Source organism: Kurthia sibirica (assembly GCF_003143975.1).
In the GTDB taxonomy this organism is placed as follows: domain Bacteria; phylum Bacillota; class Bacilli; order Bacillales_A; family Planococcaceae; genus Kurthia; species Kurthia sibirica.
Genome location: NZ_QFVR01000004.1, coordinates 26,643 through 46,783, shown reverse-complemented (window position 1 = coordinate 46,783; position 20,141 = coordinate 26,643). Strand labels below are relative to the sequence as shown.

General features: G+C 35.8%; 20 protein-coding genes, 1 tRNA gene and 1 riboswitch. Of the genes, 12 read left to right on the top strand and 9 right to left on the bottom strand.

Features of this window, described 5'->3' with window-relative positions; all coding sequences use genetic code 11:
* Positions 1–76 precede the first annotated feature (76 nt).
* Positions 77–150: transfer RNA gene (locus DEX24_RS04165), tRNA-Arg, on the top strand.
* A 156-nt stretch (positions 151–306) separates the two neighbouring features.
* Here the strand turns inward: DEX24_RS04165 and DEX24_RS17450 are convergent.
* Positions 307–495, bottom strand: a complete 189-nt coding sequence (locus DEX24_RS17450; RefSeq protein ID WP_170112849.1) for a tyrosine-type recombinase/integrase — start codon at positions 493–495, stop codon at positions 307–309.
* A 795-nt stretch (positions 496–1,290) separates the two neighbouring features.
* On the opposite strand from DEX24_RS17450, the gene DEX24_RS04150 reads away from it, so the two are divergent.
* From DEX24_RS04150 to DEX24_RS04130, 5 genes are all read left to right on the top strand, one after another.
* Positions 1,291–2,337, top strand: coding sequence for a MupG family TIM beta-alpha barrel fold protein (locus tag DEX24_RS04150; RefSeq protein WP_109305148.1), 1,047 nt, complete (start codon positions 1,291–1,293; stop codon positions 2,335–2,337).
* On the top strand, positions 2,328–3,215 hold the full coding sequence (gene murQ / locus DEX24_RS04145; protein ID WP_109305147.1) for an N-acetylmuramic acid 6-phosphate etherase: 888 nt from the start codon (positions 2,328–2,330) through the stop codon (positions 3,213–3,215). The genes DEX24_RS04150 and murQ overlap by 10 nt, the downstream gene beginning before the upstream one ends.
* Positions 3,216–3,236: 21 nt before the next feature.
* Positions 3,237–4,694 carry a PTS transporter subunit EIIC gene (locus DEX24_RS04140; protein ID WP_109305146.1) on the top strand — a complete coding sequence of 486 codons (1,458 nt, stop codon included), beginning with the start codon at positions 3,237–3,239 and terminating at the stop codon, positions 4,692–4,694.
* Between the two features lie 13 nt (positions 4,695–4,707).
* Positions 4,708–5,559 carry a MurR/RpiR family transcriptional regulator gene (locus DEX24_RS04135; protein WP_109305145.1) on the top strand — a complete coding sequence of 284 codons (852 nt, stop codon included), beginning with the start codon at positions 4,708–4,710 and terminating at the stop codon, positions 5,557–5,559.
* A 182-nt stretch (positions 5,560–5,741) separates the two neighbouring features.
* Positions 5,742–6,023, top strand: a complete 282-nt coding sequence (locus DEX24_RS04130; RefSeq protein ID WP_109305144.1) for a hypothetical protein — start codon at positions 5,742–5,744, stop codon at positions 6,021–6,023.
* A 74-nt stretch (positions 6,024–6,097) separates the two neighbouring features.
* Here the strand turns inward: DEX24_RS04130 and DEX24_RS04125 are convergent, their stop codons facing one another.
* From DEX24_RS04125 to DEX24_RS04095, 7 genes are all read right to left on the bottom strand, one after another.
* Positions 6,098–6,865 carry a YibE/F family protein gene (locus DEX24_RS04125; protein ID WP_109305143.1) on the bottom strand — a complete coding sequence of 256 codons (768 nt, stop codon included), beginning with the start codon at positions 6,863–6,865 and terminating at the stop codon, positions 6,098–6,100.
* The gene (locus tag DEX24_RS04120; RefSeq protein WP_170112838.1) at positions 6,862–7,995 is read right to left on the bottom strand and encodes a YibE/F family protein; all 1,134 of its coding nucleotides are present in this window, start codon (positions 7,993–7,995) and stop codon (positions 6,862–6,864) included. Before DEX24_RS04120 ends, DEX24_RS04125 begins: the two co-directional genes overlap by 4 nt.
* A gap of 289 nt (positions 7,996–8,284) precedes the next feature.
* Positions 8,285–9,703 (bottom strand): phytoene desaturase family protein, encoded by a 1,419-nt coding sequence (locus DEX24_RS04115; RefSeq protein ID WP_109305142.1) that lies wholly within the window; start codon positions 9,701–9,703, stop codon positions 8,285–8,287.
* Complete coding sequence (locus DEX24_RS04110) at positions 9,700–10,728, bottom strand: glycosyltransferase family 2 protein (protein WP_170112837.1); 1,029 nt, start codon at positions 10,726–10,728, stop codon at positions 9,700–9,702. The genes DEX24_RS04115 and DEX24_RS04110 overlap by 4 nt, the downstream gene beginning before the upstream one ends.
* A gap of 56 nt (positions 10,729–10,784) precedes the next feature.
* Positions 10,785–11,417: a 1-acyl-sn-glycerol-3-phosphate acyltransferase gene (locus tag DEX24_RS04105; protein ID WP_170112836.1), complete on the bottom strand. Its 633-nt coding sequence runs from the start codon at positions 11,415–11,417 to the stop codon at positions 10,785–10,787.
* Positions 11,404–12,030, bottom strand: coding sequence for a carotenoid biosynthesis protein (locus DEX24_RS04100; RefSeq protein ID WP_170112835.1), 627 nt, complete (start codon positions 12,028–12,030; stop codon positions 11,404–11,406). Before DEX24_RS04100 ends, DEX24_RS04105 begins: the two co-directional genes overlap by 14 nt.
* Before the next feature lie 82 nt (positions 12,031–12,112).
* Positions 12,113–13,672 (bottom strand): phytoene desaturase family protein, encoded by a 1,560-nt coding sequence (locus DEX24_RS04095; protein WP_109305138.1) that lies wholly within the window; start codon positions 13,670–13,672, stop codon positions 12,113–12,115.
* A 192-nt stretch (positions 13,673–13,864) separates the two neighbouring features.
* Here DEX24_RS04095 and DEX24_RS04090 point away from each other — a divergent pair, with 192 nt between their 5' ends.
* From DEX24_RS04090 to DEX24_RS17110, 3 genes are all read left to right on the top strand, one after another.
* Positions 13,865–14,770, top strand: a complete 906-nt coding sequence (locus tag DEX24_RS04090; protein ID WP_170112834.1) for a MerR family transcriptional regulator — start codon at positions 13,865–13,867, stop codon at positions 14,768–14,770.
* 213 nt (positions 14,771–14,983) lie between these two features.
* A complete protein-coding gene (locus DEX24_RS04085; RefSeq protein ID WP_109305136.1) occupies positions 14,984–15,610 on the top strand; it encodes a class I SAM-dependent methyltransferase in 627 nt (208 codons plus the stop codon).
* 52 nt (positions 15,611–15,662) lie between these two features.
* Positions 15,663–15,840, top strand: a riboswitch (cobalamin riboswitch).
* A 153-nt stretch (positions 15,841–15,993) separates the two neighbouring features.
* Positions 15,994–16,170 carry a hypothetical protein gene (locus DEX24_RS17110; RefSeq protein ID WP_170112833.1) on the top strand — a complete coding sequence of 59 codons (177 nt, stop codon included), beginning with the start codon at positions 15,994–15,996 and terminating at the stop codon, positions 16,168–16,170.
* A 70-nt stretch (positions 16,171–16,240) separates the two neighbouring features.
* Here DEX24_RS17110 and DEX24_RS04080 read toward each other — a convergent pair whose 3' ends face one another.
* Positions 16,241–16,966 carry a 3-ketoacyl-ACP reductase gene (locus DEX24_RS04080; protein WP_109305135.1) on the bottom strand — a complete coding sequence of 242 codons (726 nt, stop codon included), beginning with the start codon at positions 16,964–16,966 and terminating at the stop codon, positions 16,241–16,243.
* A 916-nt stretch (positions 16,967–17,882) separates the two neighbouring features.
* On the opposite strand from DEX24_RS04080, the gene DEX24_RS04075 reads away from it, so the two are divergent.
* The 3 genes from DEX24_RS04075 to DEX24_RS04065 all read left to right on the top strand — a co-directional run bounded on the left by DEX24_RS04075 (position 17,883) and on the right by DEX24_RS04065 (position 20,117).
* Positions 17,883–18,590 (top strand): DNA alkylation repair protein, encoded by a 708-nt coding sequence (locus tag DEX24_RS04075; RefSeq protein ID WP_109305134.1) that lies wholly within the window; start codon positions 17,883–17,885, stop codon positions 18,588–18,590.
* 155 nt (positions 18,591–18,745) lie between these two features.
* Positions 18,746–19,660 carry an iron-hydroxamate ABC transporter substrate-binding protein gene (locus tag DEX24_RS04070; RefSeq protein ID WP_109305133.1) on the top strand — a complete coding sequence of 305 codons (915 nt, stop codon included), beginning with the start codon at positions 18,746–18,748 and terminating at the stop codon, positions 19,658–19,660.
* A 247-nt stretch (positions 19,661–19,907) separates the two neighbouring features.
* Positions 19,908–20,117 carry a hypothetical protein gene (locus tag DEX24_RS04065; protein ID WP_109305132.1) on the top strand — a complete coding sequence of 70 codons (210 nt, stop codon included), beginning with the start codon at positions 19,908–19,910 and terminating at the stop codon, positions 20,115–20,117.
* Positions 20,118–20,141: the final 24 nt, after the last annotated feature.

The window sequence follows — 20,141 nt, the reverse complement described above, 5'->3', positions numbered from 1 at the left end:
ACTTTCATTGCTATATTGCATATAATAAATATTGTCCTTAGGAAATCAGTAAGTTGATTCACTAAAAGATAATATTGTCTCAGTAGCTCAGCTGGATAGAGCAATGCCCTTCTAAGGCATCGGTCGGGGGTTCGAATCCCTCCTGGGACATAATAAGTGTTTTATACGATGAAACAGAAAAATATAAAAAGTGCTATAAACCCTTTACTAATAAGGCTTTGTGGCACTTTTTTTATTCGTTAAAATAAACAGAGTGTCATGAACAATGAAAAGAAAGAGTGACCGATGTGACCACCGATGTGACCACTAATAAGAGTTATATATATTAACGGCTATTGATTCATCTCTCTCTTTCATCTCATCCAGCACATGCGCATAATGATCAAGTGTTGTTTGACTATCGGCATGGCCCAATCGCTGCGAAACGGAATGAACGTTAGCGCCTTTGTACAAAAGTACACTAGCATGAGTATGTCTTAAACCATGAACTGTAATACGCGATAGAGATCAATTTTCTAATAGTATTCTTAGTGCTTTATTTATACCTTCATTACTAACTGTTTTATTTGCAGTGTTTTTATAAAAAATCATGTCATATTGAAGTTAAGAGAAAACATGTCTACTTACATGATTACACAAAAAGCATAGAAAAATACATAAACTCATAATTTCAGTTAAACCATCTGTACTCATGATAGGGCGCCAATTCTTTAAAAATATGAAGTGTTTCAAGACTGCAAGCAGTATAATAGCGCTATTTATTTGGACAAAATATAATGCAGTCGATTGACTAGCGTTATTTTTATGTGGAAAAGGGTAATTTAATTATGCGAGTTATTAATAGTAGGTGGTGAGATTAATGACAGGAGCAGAATATTGTATGGAGTGTAATGAAGAGGTTAAATTAAACCATGAAAATAAATCGTATTACTGTGAAAATTGTAATAATGAGTATGGGTACTCAAACTGTAAAGAATGCGGGATCATGATACCAGAAAAAAGTATTATGGAATTATGCAAGTCTTGTTACAAAAAAATCACTATGTAATGCAATTAATAAGTAGGTCAAAACAAAAGCACTCATTATGAGTGCTTTTGTTTTGACTAAAAAAGTTTCTTTGGAGAGAACAGTGATGATACGTCACCGCGTCTCATCGCATTTGGTAGGTAGATACTTGCTTTTATATAATTCAAGAAAATTTATTTCAGTAAAAACATAATTTCGCTTAAAAATTGAGATTTTATTTCATATAGATTATGATAAAACTAATCGAAGGGAGTGATTTGTAGTTGAGAGGGTTTTCAGTTTATTTGTATGATGAACTTCAAATCGACTATATGATAAATATGAAAAATTCGGGTTTTGACAGGGTGTTTACATCACTACATATACCCGAGTATGATTTGGCATCTAGTTGGCAAGTATTTCAACAATTAATCGCTCTGTGTAAGGATTTAAAACTTCAACTTATGGTAGATGTCTCACGAGAAATTATGGAGAAATTGCCGATGTCAGCAGATGAGTTAAGTGATTTAGGGGTGAGGGGGTTACGCTTAGATGACGGTTTCTCTATCATGGAAATTGCGCAGTATTGCAAACGCTTTCAAGTGGCGTTGAATGCTAGTACAATAACGGTTGATATGGTTAGGGAATTACAGGATTTGAAAGTTAATTTTTCCCATATTGAAGCTTGGCATAATTATTATCCGAGGCGTAATACAGGCTTAGATGCATTTTTTTTACTTAATCAAAATACGTTTTTACATGAAGTTCATGTGAAGGTTGTGGCCTTTGTTATGGGAGATCAACAATTACGTGGACCGATGTATGAAGGATTACCGACACTTGAAAAACATCGTAACTCTGCTGTTTTTGCAAATGCTCTTGAGCTGATTAATAGGTATTCCGTCGATGAAATTATGATTGGTGATCCATCAATTTCTAGAAAGGCTATGCGACAATTCGAGTCATACTATAGTGAAAAAGTTATGATGCTAACGGTGGCATTTAATGGTGATTACGTACCAATTACGCACTGTGTATTCACAAGTCGTCCTGAAATTGCACGCGATGTAATTCGTCTTCAAGAAAGTCGGTCTTTATTTTATAACCATCAGTTTACCGGCACTGTATGTGAACGAAAAATAGGTGATATAACGATCAATTCTCAAGAACTATTGCGTTATAGTGGGGAGATTAATTTGGTAAAACAACATATACCATTGGATGCGTTTGTCCTGAAGATTGGGCGAATAATAGAAGAAGATATCCCTCTATTATCACTATGTGAAGGGCAACAAAAAATTATACTAACTGAGGTGACAGAATGGATTTAGATAAATTAACGACCGAAAAAAGAAATGAAAAATCGATGGGATTAGATGAGTATTCAACACGTGAAATACTACAATTGATGAACGCAGAAGATGAAGTTGTACCAAAAGCAATTGCAAAAAATTTAGCATCAATTGAATCTGCAACTAAAAAGATTATTGACACTTTTAATAAGGGCGGTAAATTATTTTATATTGGAGCTGGAACAAGCGGTCGCTTAGGTATATTAGATGCTGTAGAATGTGTCCCTACTTTTGGTACAGATCCAAAAATGGTTCAAGGTATTATTGCTGGTGGAGAGACAGCGATGATGAAAGCAGTAGAGGGGGCAGAGGACGATCTGCAGTTAGCGGAAAAAGACTTGATAGGACGTGGAATTACTGCGAAAGATACAGTCGTTGGTATTGCAGCGAGCGGGCGTACACCCTATGTAATTGGTGGGCTACGCTTTGCACGTAATCTAGGGGCTAATACAGTTAGTCTATCCTGCAATCGTCATGCTGAAATAAGTAAAGAAGCTGAGATTGTTATTGAAGTTGAGGTGGGAGCAGAAATTTTAACTGGTTCGACACGTTTGAAATCAGGAACGGCTCAAAAACTTGTATTAAATATGTTATCGACTAGTGCCATGATTGGTATTGGTAAAGTTTATAATAATTTAATGGTCGATGTTCAACCCTCCAATGAAAAATTGCGGGTGCGTGCAATTCGCATTATTCGTCAGTCGACAGATTGCTCTGAAGAAATCGCTCAAAAAGCATATAAAGAGGCGGAGCTAAATGTGAAAGTAGCCATCGTCATGATTTTGTGTTCTATATCCGCTGAAGAAGCGAAAAAACGTTTACTAGCGAGTCATGGATTTATAAAAGATACTTTTTAATACACGAAGGGTGATGAGAAAATGACAGAGTCCAAAGAATTTAATATAGCAAAAGGCATTTATGATCATATTGGTGGCATAGATAATGTTGAGAAAATAATTCATTGTATGACACGTGTACGTATATCCATTAAAGACTATTCATTGGTCGATTTGGAAAAATTGAAAGCAGTAAAAGGTGTTTTAGGTGTTATAGAAGATGATACATTACAAGTAGTTGTTGGACCAGGAACAGTGAATAAAGTGGCAAATGAAATGGTCCAAATGGCGGGCGTGAAGCTCGGTGAAAAATTCCCTTCTTCAAATAAGTCTTCATCACAACGATCAAATAAAGAGGCAGTTGAAGCGAAGGCTGCAGAAGTGAAAGCCGCTCAAAAATCAAAACAAAAATCTTCACCGATGAAAAGAGCGTTAAAATCTATTGCTAATATTTTTGTACCACTTATTCCAGCCTTTGTCGGTGCGGGTTTAATTGGTGGGATTGCAGCAATTTTAGTCAATTTACAAACAGCAGGGGATATTGGTTCAAGTTGGGATCAAATTATTCTTGTTTTAAATGTTATTAAAAATGGTGTATTTGCTTATCTTGCTATATATGTTGGTATTAATACGGCAAGTGAATTTGGGGGTACGCCAGGTCTTGGTGGTGTTATTGGTGCAGTCACATTACTGGCGGGTATGACGCCTGAGAAGCCAATTATGAATATTTTTAATGACAATGCTTTGATTGCTGGCCAAGGAGGTATTATCGGTGTTATTTTTGCTGTATGGATTATGTGTGCAGTAGAAAAATGGTTACGCAAGTTCATTCCAAATTCCCTAGATATTATTATTACACCAACAATTACATTATTAATTATCGGAATAATCACAATTTTTATTATTATGCCAATTGCTGGTGTAGTATCAGTATCATTAGTAACTTCAATCACTTGGGTATTAAATGTCGGTGGGGCGTTTGCTGGATTTGTGTTAGGAGCCTTATTCTTACCGATGGTTATGCTTGGTTTACATCAAATTTTAACGCCAATTCATCTAGAGATGATTACGAGTGCGGGTTCGACTTTACTACTTCCTATTTTAGCGATGGCCGGAGCAGGGCAAGTAGGGGCTGCAATTGCTTTATGGATAAAATGTCGTAAAAACAAACAGCTGACAAATATGATTAAAGGAGCGTTACCAGTTGGTATTTTAGGGATTGGAGAACCGCTTATTTATGGTGTAACATTACCTTTAGGAAGACCATTTATAACTGCTTGTTTAGGTGGGGGTGTAGGCGGTGCGATCATTGGTGCTTTAGGTGGTGTAGGGGCAATTGCCATCGGTCCGTCGGGTGTAGCATTAATTCCACTCATTACTACAGGACATATGTTATATTATGTATTTGGTTTATTAGGTGGGTATGCCGGTGGATTCCTCCTAACCTATTTCTTTGGTGTTCCAAAAGATGCAATGGTGGAAACGGTCCTAGAAGATTAAAGGAGATTTAAATATGGTACAAGATTTACGTTTTACAATTCAATTAAAAGCTGCGACTCTTTCAGAAGCAGAACAGCTAGTTGCATACTATGTGTTAGCAAATAGCGATGAAGTGATTCATTTGTCGACCCAACAATTAGCACAAAAAGTGGGTGTGAGTAATGCAACTATTACACGCTTTTGCAAATCCATTGGAGCAAAAGGATTTCCTGATTTTAAAATAATATTGTCAGCAGAACAATCTACACCTGCAACGATTTTAGAAGAGATTAAACCAACAGATTCACTTGATCAAATAAAGCAACAGTTAAGGCTAAGAATAACAAATGCATTAAGTGAAACAGAGACCCTTGTGCAAAATGAAGCCATTGTGTCCGGTAGTAAGTTAATCCACCAGGCAAACGATATTGTTATTTTTGGCATAGGGGCATCGTATGTTATTGCTAAAGATTTAGCTCAAAAATTTATTCGAATTGGAAAATTAGTATTGGATACGCAAGATACACATTTAATAATATCTGCATTATCCTCTAGACCAAAAGGTAAATTAATGATTCTGATTTCAAATTCAGGTGAAAAAAAAGAAATCGATATTATCGCAAAAGTCTGTAATGAATTGTCTATTCCGATCATCAGTATCGTATCGAATGCAGGAAGTTCATTGGCTCGGAAATCGACTGTTAGCTTGGTGCATAGTCAAAGTGAACAAGTTGATTCATTGAGAAGTGCTGCCACGGCTTCCTTAATTGCGCAACATTATATTGTGGATTTATTGTACTATCATTATTTGGCGGTAGATTATGAACAGCATATTGAGAAGTTGAAAATTACGTATAATTATGTACAAAAAAGTTGGAAAGAGTAAGGACATAAAATGGGTTATTTGGTCGCGATACCAAGTAACTCTTTTTTGATGATGTATAGCAGTATATATGATGAGTTGAAATCAAGGGAATAAAAAAGGAGTATAGTGGGTATTCATAGCTAATGAATATCATATAATATGGTATTGTATGGAGTAAGAATAGATTAGAAAAGGAGGATTTCATGAACCTCATTGCACAACATCCTTATATAAAAGTAGAAAAAAAGGTAGAAGGTCTTAGTCAAGTGGTTATTGAAATTGATCGTGTGATTTATTTATATCAGGATAAGGTTGTTACGCAACATAGAGAGTTTCCCATCCAAATCGTGAGAGATTTTTCTTTTCGCGAGATAGCAAATGAAGGGGGTATGCTCTATTTACATTCTACGCGTGGTGTCTTTGCCTATACGGTGAAAACTTCACCTGAAGCATTTATTTCGGCATATAAAAGTCACTTTAAATAAGTAGGATCATTTATTAACTAGAGCTATTCAAAAAAAGCCTACCACATAAAATGTGATAGGCCTTTTTTGTAGGTTTACTTACGGTCTGATGATTTTCGTACGAAAAATTGCGCAGCGATAGCAGCTGTAATGGGAATAACTAAAATGACACCAATCGTCGCACAACAAATTGTAATAAATTCAGAACTGAAAATTTTTGAATTGACAATATCACCTATGGAGTAAGAGAGGTCCTTGAACCAAATCATGAGTGCTAAATAATTACCAATAAAGGCGAAAAATAGCGTATTCGTACTCGTACCAATAATATCGCGTCCAATTAATAAGCCGAATTGAAATAATTCTTTGCGCGAGCTAGTTGGATGGTGAATATACATTTCTCTCATAGGTGATGCAATAGCAATAGCTGCATCTGTAATTGCGCCAATCGTACTCATAATAATAACTGAAATAGCAAGTTGCATAAAACTAATGCCAATCAATGGGGAAAAAGCGCCTAGCTCCTCTGTTTCCTCTTCGCCAAAACCGTGAATTAATGCTAAATCTGAAACGGCTAAAATAACAAGTAACAGTATTGAAGTTGTCAATAAAGTTGATAGGAAGGCTGCCTTCGTTGTAGTTGTTATTTCGTTGATGAAAAATAAATTAATGCAAGCAATTACAACGCAAGCGATTAATGTTAGGACAATAGCATTCATACTTTGGATATTCATAAAGAATAAGAGGATAATCATCACGCTGAAATTGAGAAAAAGAGCGATAAAAGAGCGGAAACCTTTTTTTCCGCCAATAATGGTCATTGCTAAAAGTAGTAGAATGGTCATTAGGACGATTGTATTCATAATTTAGCCCTCTGTCTCTTGATGAAAAATAGGGCACTATACAGCCCGAGTGGAATGGTTAAAACAATACCGAGACCACCTGCTAGCGCGCGTACAATCTCTAATGATAGATTGACAGATAGCGTATAACCAAATGGTAGAGTATTTTTGAAATAAAGTATGAGCATCGGAATCGAGCCACTGACATATGCGAAAAATAATACATTTGTCATCGTCCCCATAATATCTTTGCCTATTTCGAGACCAGATTTTTTCAGTGCTTTAATAGACATGGTAGGATCTTTGTCGTATAAGCTGAACATAGATGTTGACATGGTAATAGCAACGTCCATAACGGCACCAAGTGCACCGATAAATAAGCCAGCCATAAAGACAATTTCATAGGGACGCGTGATGAATTGAAGTTCTTCGTAACGCAGCCCTTTGCCACTGGTTACTGTGAGTGCTAAATAGGTGATCAGTAATGAACTGAATGTCCCAAGTAAAGTGGCAATAATCGCTGCAGCAGTTTTTTTGTTTCGCCCATTGACGAATAGTAAAGATAAAATGGTAAACAGTATTATACAACCTGCAGAAATCCACAATAACGACTGATTTGATTGTGTTATATACAAGTCTAAAGCAAATGATAAAATAACGGCATTCACTAGAAGCGTAAGTAGAGAGGAAAAACCTTGTTTTTTTCCAACGAGTAGCAATACGATAGCGAGTATCCAAGCCACTAATAGTAAATACTTATCCCGTTTGACACCGGTGATCGTCGCACTCATTTTTTTAGCATCACTGGAAGTAAGTGTCACAAATAGCTCGTCTCCAACTTTATATGGTTCGTCGAAAGCCTGCGATTTTGAATAGTTATTGGTTAGTCGAATCGTATCACCTTGTGCGCTACCATTTTTCACAACAGCAGATACATATTGGGTAAATAGTTTATCCATATTGTCATGACGATCTGTAACTGTTTGCTCATCAACTATTTTGGTCGCAGTTACAGCTACAATCGTATCATCGTAAAAGGCATAATTATTATGTACGAATAGAAATGAAGCGATTACACAACAAATTAGTACAAGCCAAAATAGTTTTTTGGATAAAGACATGTCGAGCAATCGTTTAGTTAGAAAATTCATATGATCCCTCCAAAAAAGATGTAACACTTATTTTAGCAGAGTATTCTTTGATAATGAATGGCGTAACTAAAGAAGCGTAAAAAGATATGTCAAAAACAAGTAGCTATATAGTGGTAAATAATCGTATAACGATTGGTTCAAACTGTATAATAAGGGGGTTGCCAAATATATAAGCATTCATTTTTTCAATAATTACTTAGGAAGTAGGGTGTAAAGATGTCGTAAGAGTAGTCCTGCTAAATGATGCTAGAATCCAGGACAGCTTGGGCAATAAAAAAGAAGCAAGATCTCAATTAGTGAGAGTCGCTTCATTATTTTTCAGTATTCTTTTGGCCATTTCATAACCGGACTTTACAACGATGGGTGAGCCACCACCAGGATGGACAGAACCGCCAACATAATATAAATTATTAAATTGAGAATCGCGATTACGTGGTCTGAAAAAACTATTTTTTAAAGAATTAGAAGCTTGGCCATATATAGCACCACCTGCAGTTAAAAATTCTTCTGCGATAAATGACGGTGGTAAAACCTGTCTTGTTACAATATGCTGTTTGGAGATCCCCCATTTCAATAGAGCTGTATCTACTTGCAGAGTAAGTTTTTCTACAGCAAGTGGCGCATTACTTGGTGCATTTATCAGGACAAAAAGAGCAGGTGGATTACTGGAATCAGAAGCATAGGGATAGCAACTATAGACGGTTGGATTTTCAGCGTAGTGCCCAGTATGTAACGCTTGGAATTCTTTCTTATAGTCAGCACTAAATAGTACATTATGGTGATGTAAAGGTACTGGACTTTTCAAACCAATTAACTCGACATAAGCAGAGGTAGAGCGTTGTTTTTTAGTTGTTTTTCGCCCTAACAATTGTTGGAAAACGTCATAATCAGCGTTACAAATGACGAGATCAGCCTCATAATGCCCCTTTGTCGTAGTGCAACCAGTGATTTTATTGTTTAGGTGGTTCAAAGAAGTCACGAGTTCATCTGTATGAATCACTACATGTTGAGCAATTAATAATTCTTCAAAGACAGCAGCGATTTTAGAGGCGCCACCTTCAAGTGAATAGGTCCCCTCTACCAGTTCAAAGTAAGCAATGAGTGCAAATGTAGCGGGCGCTTCGAAAGGAGAAGAACCGATATACGTTGCAAAACGTTCAAATAATTGACGTACAAATGGGTGTGGAAAATATTTTTCTAAAAATGCAGACAGTGTGGTAAATGGATGCATTTGAATAATACTAGCGGGCAAAGAAGGGTCGCAATAATCAGCAAAACTAAAAAAGGTTTTTTGTAAAAATGGTTTTTCACTACGCTTGTATAAGGAAGTGATTTCACGAATAAAAGCAGGGTAATTTTGAGCACTTTTATGATCGATTTTGGCAAGTTGTTCAATCATAGCTTGTTGATCAGTTGTGAAAACTAACTCAAAATCATCTAGTTGATGGTGAGTTGGCAATGCAATTTTTTTAAAGGGTAACCTTTTTTCTGGTTCTCCAAAAGGAGCAATCACATCCCAGAAATAATGAGGCATTGTTAAGGTATTTGGCCCAAAATCGAAATGGAAACCATCAAGGTTTATCGCGCGCATTTTGCCACCAAGCTGTGCATTTTTTTCGATAATCTGGACATCATACTCCGTACTCAAAGTAAGTGCTGCAGAAAGTCCTCCCAAACCACCACCAATAATCAGTGCTTTTTTTCTCATAATAATCGTCCTTTCCAACTCGTCTTGTCATTGACGGTGTATTTATACATTGCAGTAAGGAGTAACGCAATATATAGCGCAGCAGATAAGGGCATCAACAGTGAGAATAGATTGATGTTCTTACTTAAATAGTCACTAATCAAGCGTTGTATTGTAATGCATAGATACGGAATTATGGTCCACCATTGCCCACTAAAAAGACCATAGATCAGTAAAGCAAAGGGGGATAAATAATACAGTGTATAAACAAAAATAATGGCGATAGCCGTTAGGTAGGAGTGGTGAAAAGCAGCAAAACAATTTTTCAAAAACCCCTGCCAAGTAGCGCTAGAAGAACCATACATTTTACATTCTACAAAGTCGGAGCCCCTTAAAAGTAATGCGTTAAAATGATTCTTTTTGATATTTTGAAATAGTGTTACGTCTTCCACAATATTATTTTTCACACTAGTATGCCCACCAATCGCATGATAGCAAGTCGAAGTAACAGCTATAAATGCACCACTTGCCGCAGTTGCTGTTAGTAGTTTTTGGTTGTTGGAAAGCCGAATAGGTAAGTGCATATAAATGAAAAAGTGCAGCAACGGTGTTAAACAATATTCCAAAAAACTACTGTTTCTAAAATGAGGAAAACAACTAATTGCATCCGCCTTATTTACTACCATAGAAGCAATGACAGCATCAACAGTCTGTGGTTTTAATAGAACATCGGCATCCAAAAATAAAAAAATATCACCTTGTGCATAGGAAGAAAGTTGGTGACAAGCATGGGGTTTGCCTTTCCAGCCATTAGGAAGTAATCCGCCTTTTATAATTTGGAAGCGATGATCTGTAGCGGTATGATGAATGGCTTTATTTAGTGTGTCATCGTCTGAATCATCATCATATAAGATAAATTCTATATTTGTATAATCTAGCTCCTGTAAGTTTTTGATTAGATTTTTAATATGTGATTCTTCATTTCTTAAGGGAATAAGAATGCTAACAAAAGGCTTTACAGTATCTACTATAGTTAGTTTTTTCATCTGAGTAACATTCCAACACATCCAAATAGTACCGAAAATATAAAGAACAAGGATGATTACCATAGCTCCGTATAGCTATCGAATTTTTTCATAATAACATCCTCCTTGAGATGATCAACCTCTGCTGTCATTGTCGTTTCAATAAAATGTTGAATATCCTGTAATTCATGAGGTCGATCCATAGCTTTAATATGCAACATACGACAGGCAATTTCCCCTTTGGGTTTTGCACCATAAGAATAGTATAAAGAAACAAATAGTATGCCGTGATGAGGATTTTTAAGTAATAATGAAGCAGCGCCCTTTTCTATAGAAAAAGGACGCTTTTCAATATGTTCTTCTTTTCCTTGTGGAAAAATCAATAAGGAATGCTGTTTCATCAAACTGATTAGTTGTTTATACTCAGATAGCTTCATCGGAGTGGAAACAGGCACAACACCGAGTCCATTGAATAATTTATGCTTGTCTAAACCCGCTTTATCCATTACGGCAACAACTGAATTTGGTAGTAGATTTTGTTGTTCTAATTCAAATAACACAAGACTATCATAAAAATTGCTATGGTTTACGACAATTAAAACGGGTGCAGTTGGGGTATGATGCAATACATTCAGTTGATGAAACGCTTTTTTGAGCAAGTATCGCTGTCCCCATCGAAAAAACCATTGTGAGTGTTTATTTTTTTTCACGTGCAGACCTCCGCAAAAATTCAGTAAGAACAAAGGCTATCATAGACACAGTAAAAGCTAAAAATAATTTATTTAACAATGCAATCCAAATGAAAAGAATAGCAATTGTCCAAAAAACGACAATTATTTTATTTTGTAAAAATAAATAAGAGTTGTTTTTTTGTGTCGTTAATAGTAATTGCCAACAGAAGGCAATTGTAAACCAACCAAGAAAATTACTAAGTGGAATATCATAGTAGAAACTCGTATCATCCCATATCCAGTAACCTTTTACAATATAGGCTACTGGATCGAGAATTAAATCTAATGCCACAACATAGAAAGCAGCAATAACTGAGCGAGTTAAGCGATTTTTTATATGAATAGTAAGTGCATGCCCTGCCATAATCATTGTGATCCACGCAAAGCCAATTCCGATTGGTACACCAAAAAGCAGGGGAGGAAATAAGGGCGTATAATCATAATTTCCGAAAAAAATATCGAAATGAGCACTTAATCCTTCAATTGTAAATGTTGTGAAAAAAATGCCACCACTTATCATAATCCCTTTTTTACTACCAAATGTATACAAGGCATACAGAATGGATAAGCTACCAGACAAGATTAAAAACATACTATTAGCCCATTCTAGCCAGGGAGGGATTAAATTTAATCCCACCAAGAAAAATCCGATAACGAACCATATAATATAAATTCTATATAGTAGTTGGATCATAGGCAGGCACCTTAGGGATACTATAATTCACTTTTTTTGGTAACGGTTGAATGGGATAAGTTTTAATCCCGTCTCGTTCCAAAATTAAATTAGCTGTAATACGTGAAGATTCTAAAATGATGGGTAAACCACTACCCGGATGAGTACCCCCACCAACTAACCAGCAATTTTGATACGGTTTAAATTGGTTATGTGGTCTAAATGTCATCATTTGAGATAATTGATGTCCAAGATTAAATGTCGCCCCTTGATAAACATTCATTTGCTGTTCCCAATCCTGTGGAGAAAAAACAAGCTCTTCTTCAATATGTTGTTCTAAATCTTTTAAATCTAAACGACTTTCTAGTGTTTTGATTAAAACATCTCGATACTGTTTTTTTATTTGTGGCCAATCAATATCGCTAAAATTATTTGGCACAGGAGCTAACACATACAGTGTTGACTTACCAGCAGGAGCTAAAGTGGAGTCGGAAACAACAGGGTTTTGAATATAGATGGACATATCTTCAGATAATATTTTTGTATCAGAAATTTCCTCCATATTTTTTTTATAATCTTCCGCAAACATAATTGTATGATGTTGTAAATCATACTGTGTATCTAATCCAAGATAGAGCATAAATGTTGAGCAAGAAAATTGTTTTTTCTTCACTTTTTCAGGCGTCCATTTTGAAGCAAGTGGTTCTTTTAATAATTTTGTCATAGCGTATCCAAAGTCAGCGTTGATTACAACATCATCTGAATAAATAATATCACCATTTTCTAATAGTAAACCCGCTACTTTTTTCTTCGTTTTTAGCACTTCTTTAACAGGCGTATTCAAGTGGATTTTGACATTCATTTCCTCAAGTACAGTGGCCATTGCTTGTGTTAGTTGATTGACGCCACCTTTAATATGAAATACACCATATGCTTGTTCGATGTATGACAGGATTGAAAATGCACCAGGACAACTCCAAGGAGACATACCTAAATACTTCGATTGGAAAGTAAAGGCTAATTGTAGTTCTTCATCATTAAAATATTCGGCTAATTTTTGCATTAATGATTTACCTATCTCTAGTTCGGGTAATGCTTTTACAGCATCTATAGAAAGTAAGTCAGTAATACTATCCATTTTCTTTTGTAGCAATGGAACAAGTGCCTCTAATTTTTTATGTGTTTCTTGTAAATAACGTGTGTAGCCTGCAGTATTTCCTGGGAAAACTTCTTCAATATTAGAGATCATTTGCTCGTAATCAGAAGTAACCGTCAAACGTTTTGTATTATAAATTAGATCGTAAAGTGGTGTTAATTCGACCAACTCCACATAATCTTCTAGATTACGGTCTGCTAAATCAAATATCTCTTTAATTAAATACATCATATTTACGAATGTTGGACCACGATCAAATGTAAAATCACCAATGTGAATAGGACTTGTTCTGCCGCCAATAAATCCTTCTTTTTCAAAAACTTCTACTTCATAACCGGCATTTGCCAATAATATTGCTGCTGTTAAGCCACCAGGGCCAGCCCCTACAACGCTAATTTTTTTCATGTGATAGTCTCCTTTATTGTCAACGAGAATGTGAATTTATTCATCCAATTCTAACTATACTTATGAGTATAATTTATACTTTAAAATAACTTTTGTCAAACCTTTTATCAAAAAGTATGGACAATGTTGTCAACGCTTAATAAATAATATATACTTGGTTCATAATATAGTTAAGGATGGAGAATGGTTGAAATGAACCAACATTCACATGAAAAAACCCATTATACAATTGGTCAGGTGGCAGATATAACTGGTTTATCCAAGGACACAATTCGAAAATGGGAGCAAAGATATCAATTTATGACACCAGAGAGATTAGAGAATGGATATAGAGAATACGAACAGGAACATATTGACCTATTATTACAAATTCAAAAATATATACGAGAAGGCATGACGACTAAACTAGCTGTATCCATGGCATTAAATACGCAAAAAAAAATGGACAATCTTCAAAAATCAGATGTCCTTCCACTGCAAAATAATAGTTTTTTTATAAAATTATTAGAAGCGGGAAATGTCTTTGATGAAGTAGAAATCACACGTATCTTGACAAGGGCACATCAAGAGCTTGGATTAAAAAGTTTTCTAAGAGAAGTAATCGTGCCTTTTCTTCAAGAAGTTGGCGAACGTTGGGAGAGCAAACAATGGTTTGAACATCAAGAAAAAGTATCTTCAGCAGCAGTTCGAGATTATTTAGCTCATATCCGTAGAAGCTACCCACAATCCGCGGAAGCACCACTTGTTTTAGGGGCTTGCCTACCGGGAGAATTTCATGAAATTCCTTTGCAAATTCTACTATTAGAAACATTGTTAGCTGGATACCAAACATTTTTGATTGGCAGCTCACCAACATTGGACACAATCAAAGTTTTAGTGAAAAAACTCCAGCCATCTACTGTATTATTGTCTGCCACGACAGACAAGATTATGAGAGACTCCAGCGATGTTTTAAAAGAACTGGATGAATTCGCCGAGCAGCAACAGATGAGTAAATTTTTTATTGGTGGCAGTGGTGCAAATAAATACTATACAAATCTATCATTAAACAATATTCAATTGGCTTATTCGTTAGATGCCATACTAATGAAAAATTGACTTGTTATAAAATAAACTCTATTATAGATATATTAAATCTGTAATAGAGTTTATTTTTGATTACTGCAAGGAGACAGACTCTACTTGCTTAATACAGCGCGCAATCGATAAGGTTGAAGCTCATATCGGTAATTTAACATAAGAAAAAAGCATACTCGGATGTTTTTTTGTTTAATTACAGATATTAAAACTCTATAATGAGGAGGAATGGATATGTCTGAATTTTGGGAAGAAAGTTTTAAGGAAAATCGAGAAATGTGGGGATTTAAAGCAGCAGATTCCACTGTTAAAACAAAAGAGCGGTTCCTTGAAAATAAAGTGAAAACGGTGTTAATACCAGGTTTTGGCTATGGTCGCAATGCCAAAGTTTTCATGGAAAATGGTATGGAGGTAGAGGGCATTGAAATTTCCGATACGGCAATTCAATTAGCTCGAACCCATCAGATAACAGTACCCATTTATCATGGCGGTATTACAAGCATGCCATTTAACGATAAAAAATATGATGGAATATACAGTTATGCTTTGCTGCATCTATTGCCTACTGGTGAACGACAACAGTTCATAAAAGATTGTTATGAGCAATTAGAAGACGGTGGCCTAATGGTTTTTGTGACAATTTCTCAAGAGTCACCTATGTATGCTAAAGGGAAAAAAATAGCTGAGAATTATTTTGAAATCATGCCAAATTTAACAATGTATTTTTATAATGAGCAAGCCATTCAAAAAGATTTTGCAGAGGTAGGTTTAAAAAAAGTAGAAAAAATTATCGAACCGCATAAAGAAAACCCCGATAAAGAACCATTTATCTTTACGATGATTACTTGTCAAAAATCATAATTAAATTTAAACTCCAAATGAATAATTGTATGTTAAAATGATATTTAGATTCATACTTGTGTCATGAATAGGTGTATATGAAAATATACTTAAAAGGGAAGTTCGGTGGAAATCCGGCGCTGTCCCGCAACTGTAAATTGGAGCTTTTTTACGTAACCACTGTTTCGACGGGAAGGAGTAAAAAAGTGTTGAAGATAAGTCAGGAGACCTGCCTAATTCGAGTACACACCAAAGACCTACGTGGAATTAGGTGGTGTTTTGTGCGAACAATGTAAAAAAGCGTGCTTTTTTGCTTATTTGTTTTTGCATAAAAATCCAACACATTCCTTTAAAAGGGCATGTGTTTTTTATTTGTCGAAATAAGTAGAAGAGGAGGAATTATTTTGGAAAACAATCATTATATCGAAGAATTGTGGGCGATGATTATGAATAATCAAATTGTGCATCAATATGGAACCATTTATGATATGAAAAAGGAATTACATAAACAATTTCCTGCGGATAAAGAATTAATAGCAACAGCCTATGATCGCGTGCATCGTGAATTAGTTGGTAAATAAAACAACATCAAAAAACCCGAAGTTTGAACCAATTAAATGGGTCAGGACTTCGGGTTTTTCCTTCAGGTATTTAGTAAGGATTTGTACCTAATATTGTTGCTTGTTTAACATAGATACGATTCGGTAAAGTTAATTGATTGACAATAACTTCAGCTAAATCTTCTGGTTGCATCATACGATCCGCTTTGGCTTCATCTACTAGACCAGAATCTTTTGCAAGTTCTGTAACGACTGTGCTTGGTGCTAGTGAGGTAACTCGAATATTATGACGACGAACTTCCTGTGCCAACGACTCAGTTAATCCGATAATACCGAATTTTGCTGCACTATAAGCAGTTGATGTCGCCGCACCGTTTAGACCATTTGTTGAAGAAATATTAATAATATCACCTTCATTTTTTTCAATCATTTGAGGCAATACAGCGTGTGTGACATGGTATGTGCCAAAAACACTGGTGTCGACGATTTTCTTCCATGTTGTTGGATCCTGTTCGACTAATTTACCAAAACCACCAATACCAGCATTATTAATTAAAATATCTGCAGGACCAATCTCTGATGTTAGTGAGGCAATTGCGCTATTAACTTCCTCCATATTTGTCACGTCAGCTGTTGCAAAAGTTGCTTTGCCGCCTGTTGCTTTAATCGCTTCCGTAACCTCTTTTACTTGTGCTTCTGTACGTGCTAATAATCCAACGGTCACACCTTCTTTTGCTAATGCTTCTGCAACTGCGCGGCCAATACCTCGACCCGCTCCAGTAACAAATGCAACTTTACCTTGTAGTGATTGTGGCATCTAAATCATTCCCTTCTATTATCTTCATCTATCAGTATATGCCTTTTAAATAAAATCATAAAGGATTTCACATCATTCCTCCATAAATCGGGTCAAGCGGTAAGTAAATGAGGTCAAGCGGTAAGTAAATCGGGTCAAGCGGTAAGTAAACCGGGTCAAGCGGTAAGTAAATCGAGTCAAGCGGTAAGTAAATCGGGTCAAGCGGTAAGTAAATCGGGTCAAGCGGTAAGTAAATCGAGCTAACCGGTAAGTAAATCGAGCCAACCGGTAAGTAAATGAGGTCAAGCGGTAAGTAACACCTGTATAAGTTAAAAATATCACTTTTAAATCAAACCATCGTCATTGTTCGCGTGAAAAATCACATGATAACGAATATTATCGCCGCGATTAAGGGAGTAATCGAAGCTAGCTGGGTCAAGCTGTAAGTAAATCGGGTCAAGCTGTAAGTAAACCGGGTCAAGCGGTAAGTAAATCGGGTCAAGCGGTAAGTAAATGAGGCCAAGCGGTAAGTAAATGAGGTCAAGCGGTAAGTAAATGAGGTCAAGCGGTAAGTAAATCGAGTCAAGCGGTAAGTAACACCTGTATAAGTTAAAAATATCACTTTTAAATCAAATCATCGTCATTGTTCGCGTGAAAAATCACATGATAACGAATATTATCGCCGCGATTAAGGGAGTAATCGAAACTAGCTGGTTCAAGCGGTAAGTAAACCGAGTCAAGCGGTAAGTAACACCCGTTTACGATAAAATTTAACTTTAAAAGCGCGATTTTTCTCTAGCTCGTGACGCTCATTCATATGAAAGGGAAATATTTAATCGCGTACAAGGAAAGAGAGGGAATAGCCTGATAGCTAGGCGGTTTATTTTGTTTGGATGAAGTATACTAGTGTTAACTAATACGGTAGGGAGTGTTGTTGTTGAATTTTGAACAGGTGATGGCGGAATTAGCGATATTGGGTAAGGACAGATCGAAGAAAATATATATGTCGAATGGTGCACAAGAGCCGCTTTTTGGTGTGGCTACTGGTGCGATGAAGCCTATGAAAAAGGAGATTCACATTAATCAATCACTCGCGGAACAACTGTATGCTACCGGTAATTATGATGCCATGTATTTTGCTGGAGTTATTGCCGATGCAAAAAACATGACAGCTGAAGATTTTAATCGTTGGATGGAAGGCGCTTATTTTTATATGATTTCTGACTTTGTTGTCGCAGTCACACTTGCCGAATCACCACTAGGGCAAGAAATTTCTGACTGTTGGATAGCGAGTAGTGATGAATTATTGATGTCGGCTGGCTGGAGTTGCTATTGTTGGATGTTGGGTAATCAAAAAGATGAATATTTTGATATGCTAAAACTGAAGGGCATGTTAGATACGATAAAAGATGAAGTTCATGAGCAGCCGTTACGCACAAAATTAGCTATGAATAATTTTATTCATACAGTTGGAGTATCCTTTAAACCTTTGCATAAAGAAGCTTTAGCTATTGCTAAAGAGATAGGTAACATCAACATTGTAAAATCTGATGGGAGAGCGACAACTATTTCAGCAGTGGCAACGATTGAAAAAAATATCGATAACGGACGCATTGGATTTAAAAGAAAACATGTCCGCTGTTAAGAAAAAAATGAAGTTCTTCCTATTAATATAGTAGAAAAATCGTCAAAATCATTACGCAAAAATCCATTTACAAAAACTCCAGTAAATAATACACTTGTAATTGAAAGTGATAATCACTCTCATTTAATCATTTAATTGTAGGAGGAATTGGACTCGTGAAAAAATCATTAGTAATTCTGCTGTTAGCACTTGTTATGATCATTAGTGCCTGTGGAAATAAAGAAGAAAAAGATACTAAGGCTTCGGCTAATAACGATTCGCCGAAGATGGTCACATATAAATCAGAAACTGGGGATATGCAGGTTCCTGCAAATCCAAAGCGTGTAGTTGCTTTAACGAATGGCGGCAATTTCATTGCATTGGGAATACCATTAGTAGGTGTTGAAGAATGGACTACGAAAAGCCCGTTGTATGATAAAGAGTTAAAAGGTGTGGAGATTGTTTCAGAAGATGATATTGAAAAAATTAGTGCCTTAGAACCTGATTTAATCGTGGCACCAAGTACATCTAAAACACTAAATAAATTGAAAAAAATCGCACCAACAGTATCTGTCACATATAATAAATTAGATTATATGGAGCAACATATTGAGTTTGGTCGCCTAGTAGGGAAAGAAGCAGAGGCACAAAAATGGGTTGATGATTATAAAACAAATTCAGCAGCTTTAGGCAAAGAAATTAAAGCTAAAATTGGTGAAGATGCGACTGTTACAGTATTAGAAGCTTATGGTAAAGAAATGTCCGTATTTGGTGATGCATGGGGTCGCGGTACAGAAGTTCTCTATCAAGCTTTAGGTTTGAAAATGCAAGATAAGGTGAAAAAAGCAACTGCTAAAGATGGTTATTTCTCATTATCACAAGAAGTTATTGGCGATTATATTGGTGATTATGTAGTGATTAGTAAGTATGCCGATCAAAATAATACATTCCAAAATACAAAATCGTATAAAAATATTCCAGCTGTGAAAAAAGGCCATGTTATTGAAGCAAATGGTTATGCCTTCATGTTCAATGATCCAATTGCTGTTGATCACCAGCTTGAAGTGTTTAAAGAGAATTTTTTAAACTAACTTAACTGAATAAACCTCGTCTAGTATCCTATTAAAAGGTGTAACTAGACGAGGTTTTTTGCATCTATCATTTGTAGTCATCGGTAGGTTTTATATGTAATTCGCTGTTTTACTGTGTTTCTAAAGTGTAAGTTGAAAAACTTATACTAACTTCATAGGAGGCGTGGTATAATAAGTAGCTTAATGACATGTATGTGGAATGCTACTCCAAGCCTCCGCAAAACCCAAATTATGGAGGTGCTTAACAATGAACAAAAGATGGACATACTCAAAAATCAGAGAATTCGTAGAAAAGAATTCAGAAAGTAAATTACTCTCTACTGAATACCATGGCTTTTCTCAAAAACTTCTTTTTAAATGTGCTTGTGGGACAAACTTCGAAAAAACATTTACTAAATTTAAAAACAATAATCAACGTAAATGTGATGTTTGCCAACCACCAAAAGAATCAAGATAAATAATTAACTCAAGAACTTATTTC

Bases quoted from the DNA above. Each gene is read 5' to 3' on its own strand.
- DEX24_RS04090 (WP_170112834.1), top strand. From the start codon at position 13,865: ATGAACCAACATTCACATGAAAAAACCCATTATACAATTGGTCAGGTG.
- DEX24_RS04065 (WP_109305132.1), top strand. From the start codon at position 19,908: ATGAACAAAAGATGGACATACTCAAAAATCAGAGAATTCGTAGAAAAG.
- DEX24_RS04120 (WP_170112838.1), bottom strand. From the start codon at position 7,995: ATGAATTTTCTAACTAAACGATTGCTCGACATGTCTTTATCCAAAAAA.
- DEX24_RS04085 (WP_109305136.1), top strand. From the start codon at position 14,984: ATGTCTGAATTTTGGGAAGAAAGTTTTAAGGAAAATCGAGAAATGTGG.
- DEX24_RS04115 (WP_109305142.1), bottom strand. From the start codon at position 9,703: ATGAGAAAAAAAGCACTGATTATTGGTGGTGGTTTGGGAGGACTTTCT.
- DEX24_RS04095 (WP_109305138.1), bottom strand. From the start codon at position 13,672: ATGAAAAAAATTAGCGTTGTAGGGGCTGGCCCTGGTGGCTTAACAGCA.
- DEX24_RS04100 (WP_170112835.1), bottom strand. From the start codon at position 12,030: ATGTTTTTAATCTTGTCTGGTAGCTTATCCATTCTGTATGCCTTGTAT.
- DEX24_RS04125 (WP_109305143.1), bottom strand. From the start codon at position 6,865: ATGAATACAATCGTCCTAATGACCATTCTACTACTTTTAGCAATGACC.
- DEX24_RS04130 (WP_109305144.1), top strand. From the start codon at position 5,742: ATGAACCTCATTGCACAACATCCTTATATAAAAGTAGAAAAAAAGGTA.
- DEX24_RS04080 (WP_109305135.1), bottom strand. From the start codon at position 16,966: ATGCCACAATCACTACAAGGTAAAGTTGCATTTGTTACTGGAGCGGGT.
- DEX24_RS04135 (WP_109305145.1), top strand. From the start codon at position 4,708: ATGGTACAAGATTTACGTTTTACAATTCAATTAAAAGCTGCGACTCTT.
- murQ (WP_109305147.1), top strand. From the start codon at position 2,328: ATGGATTTAGATAAATTAACGACCGAAAAAAGAAATGAAAAATCGATG.
- DEX24_RS04110 (WP_170112837.1), bottom strand. From the start codon at position 10,728: ATGAAAAAACTAACTATAGTAGATACTGTAAAGCCTTTTGTTAGCATT.
- DEX24_RS04140 (WP_109305146.1), top strand. From the start codon at position 3,237: ATGACAGAGTCCAAAGAATTTAATATAGCAAAAGGCATTTATGATCAT.